The sequence below is a fragment of the Dolichospermum lemmermannii CS-548 genome, from assembly GCF_028330815.1.
Taxonomy (GTDB): Bacteria; Cyanobacteriota; Cyanobacteriia; order Cyanobacteriales; family Nostocaceae; genus Dolichospermum; species Dolichospermum lemmermannii.
In genome coordinates, this window is sequence record NZ_JAQMTJ010000016.1 from 1 (window position 1) to 3,609 (window position 3,609).

1 protein-coding gene is annotated in these 3,609 nt (G+C 34.2%); it reads right to left on the minus strand.

Translation table 11 applies throughout. The features are described 5' to 3' along the window. The coding region (locus PN450_RS00795; protein WP_271835068.1) for an nSTAND1 domain-containing NTPase at window positions 1–3,489 on the minus strand (3,489 nt) is incomplete at its 3' end. Window positions 3,490–3,609 lie beyond the last annotated feature (120 nt).

Genomic DNA, 3,609 nt, shown 5'->3' on the forward strand with positions numbered 1-3,609 from the left:
AAATCCCACACTATAGACCCAACCCTCATGACCTTTCAGGGTATTCAGGACTTTCCCTGTGGTCACGTCCCAGATTTTAATCGTCTTGTCAAAACTTCCAGAAGCCAGTTGTTTACCGTCGGGGCTAAATCCCACACTAAAGACCACATCCTCATGACCTTTCAGGGTATTCAGGACTTTCCCTGTGGTCACGTCCCAGATTTTGATCGTCTTGTCACCACTCCCAGAAGCCAGTTGTTTACCGTCGGGGCTAAATCCCACACTACTGACATAATCCTCATGACCTTTCAGGGTATGGAGGACTTTCCCTGTGGTCACGTCCCAGATTTTAATCGTGTTGTCATAACTCCCAGAAGCCAGTTGTTGTCCGTCGGGGCTAAATCTCACACTATTGACATAATCCTCATGACCTTTCAGGGTATTCAGGACTTTCCCTGTGGTCACGTCCCAGATTTTGATGGTCTTGTCTGCACTCCCAGAAGCCAGTTGTTTGCCGTCGGGGCTAAATCCCACACTCCTGACCGAATCCTCATGACCTTTCAGGGTATTAACTGCTAAGGCTAAGGCTTTGTTTTCTGGTTTCTCATTAAGCTGCAAATACACGGCTTGCCTTAATGCTGCTGTCGTTGGTTCTTGATTATCCAATTTTGCCCAAGATGCCAGTTTGACTTTTTGATTTACTCTTAATGCTTCTATCAAAGCATTACCGCGTTCTCCTGAAGCAAACATGGCTTCACTAGATTTAGTTAAGGCTTGAATTTCATTAATATCAGCTTGTTGTTTTTGTTTTTCTGCTGTTTTTGCAGCATTCCAAGCTGTGACTGTTAGCAAGGTTAATGCTATTCCTGCGGCTACTGAACCTGCCAGGGCAATTTTGAGAAAGCGATTCAGTTTAGCTTCACCAATTTTTCTTTGTTGTTTTTCTCGTTCTAGTTGTTCGCTGAGTGGTTCTTGTTGCTGACGAATAAAAGCTGCTAAATAATCATGAACTAATTGATAACGGTCACAGGGATTTTCTGGCAACAACACCACCAAACCAGATTTGACAAATATTTCTAATACTAAATCTAAGTTATTCTCAGTTTCATTTTTATCTCGTTCTAATAATGATTGTAAATTTTCTTCTAATTCTGCCTTAGTTTTTAACGGTCTTGTTCCTTGTTCGTCTGTGAGAAAATAAAGTAATAATTCAGCAAGTTCTTGATTTTTCTTACCGCAATCATTAACTATTTCCCCTAAATAACGTTTAACTAATTGTTGCTTATTACCAATTTGCTGATATGCTGCTAAAGTTGTGATATTTTCTGTTTCTAATTGCGCTCCCACAATTTGTAATTCAATGGGACGAACTGAACCGACTTCTCCCGCTAAATCTTGTACCAGTCGCTTAATTAAATCCGGTTCTAACTGAAAAGTTGTTTTTTTAGTTAAACTTTCAATTGTAGTTTTAGCATTTTCTGGTGTTAAGTTTCCCAATTTATACAACACATTTTTACTCAGAATACCATCACCAATAATATTCATATCGCTGATTTCATCACATTCTAATAAAAGATGCAAATAATCTACCCGCAAAGATAAAATTACTCGCAAAGATCCAATATCTTTATTATTTAGACATTTCCCTAAAAATTGAAAAAATTCTGTTCTAGCTTTATCGTCAGGACAAACAAAGAAAAATTCTTCAAATTGGTCAAAAATCAACACTGTTCGCAGGTTACTTTTTTCAATTTCTACCAGTTTTAAAACAAATTCTTCCTGAGTATCTAATTTTAAATCTTCTGATTTTAAGTTTTCTGATAATACATCTAATAGTTCTTTTTTTAATTCTGTAAACCAACTATTATAAACTCTAATCGTCACAGGTAAATTATCTTGAAAACCTATGGCTTTATTTTCCAATGCAGGAATTAACCCAGCATTAACTAGAGAACTTTTTCCAACTCCTGACTGTCCATGAATGACAATAATTTTTTTATCAGTTCTACCAATACTTTCTAATAATTTATCTACATCTATTTTCCGTCCAGATGCTTCAATTTCTGGAGAAATATTTTCTTTTTTAATGGTTTGATTTGTTTGTAGAGACGTTCCGTAATTTGTTTGTAGAGACGTTCCATGGAACGTCTCTACATTTAGATTTGTATTTTTTGATGGTTTTAACCAACCTGCACCAATAAACGCCCGCAAACCAAATTGTTGTTCAATAGAACGACTTTCTAATTTGGTGTTAAAAGCTTCCAGATATTCTGTTTTTTGAAATAATAGTTTTTGTAAAAGATTGAGAATTTTAACATAAAGCTTTGGTTGATTATTGATAACCCCAATATCTTTAGCCAATTTTAAATTACTAATTGCTTGTTCATATTGTTGTAATTTTTCTTGAGATTGTGCTAGAATTAAAAATAGACTTTGACGATAATAATTTATTAGGGGTAACTCATGAATTACCCCTATCCCTTGATTAGCAATTTTGGCTGTTTCTTGAAAATTTGATTGTTCAAAATTAGCTATTGCTAAAAATAGATAATCTTCCGCTATTTTCAAGATATTATTTTCAGCTTGATGTATTTCTAAAGATTGTTGAGATAATGTTTTTAATTGTTCCCATGCTTGTAAATCTTGGAGAATTAACCCAAATCTTGATAAAGAATTAGCAATTAAATCCAGACGTTGAGCATTTTTAAACTTTTCTAATATTTGTTGAATACAATTTATTATTTCTCCCCCTTCCCTAGTAGGGAAGGGGGTTGGGGGGTTAGGTCTTAATTTTTCATAATTGCAAATTGTCAGATTATAAAGTATTTTCCCTTGAATTTCTAAATTCTCAGTTTTTTGCCAAAAATCCCAACTTTGTTGATAATAATTAATAGCTATATCTAATTGTTTTTTGTTATATGCAATAAATCCTTTTAAAAAATTACAATTAGCTTCAAATTCTGGTTCTAATTTTTGATCATATTTTTGTAAGTCTTGTAATGCTAATTCAAGTTCTTGTAGATTTACATTCAAATCATCATTTAAGACTTTATCTATTATTGATTTGAGTAAATTAATTAATTCATCGAAAGGAAGAGAGAAATTGATAGTAATTCCCCAACTTTCTAAATCAGGTGCAGATTCCATGATTTGTTGATATATTTGATTATTAATCCATAGGACTACCGGATATGAACAATTATTTCTAAATTCTTCCCTGACTTGATTAGCTGAACTGAACATCTTTGATAAATTCGGTAATGATTCCCAACCGACAATCATTAATGCTGCAATTTCCTGATCAAATTCTTCTCGAATCGCATTATATAATGTTCTTTCTGATGCTTGAAGCCGTAAAATCTGAATTTCAATCTGACAGATTTTTTGTAATTCTTGAATGAGTTGATTTTGTAAGTTGAGATAATTGCACTTAGCCAAAATCAGCTTAAATTCTCCTTGGGATGCTTCTATAGACCATGCTAAATCTTCTAGTTGTTGTGAGTTTGTCATAATTGTTTTTTAGGAGTCAGGAGTCAGGAGTCAGGAGTCAGGAGTCAGGAGTTAGGAAGAAGGAGTTAGGAAGAAGGAGTTAGGAGTTAGGAAGAAGGAGTTAGGAAGAAGGAGTTAGGA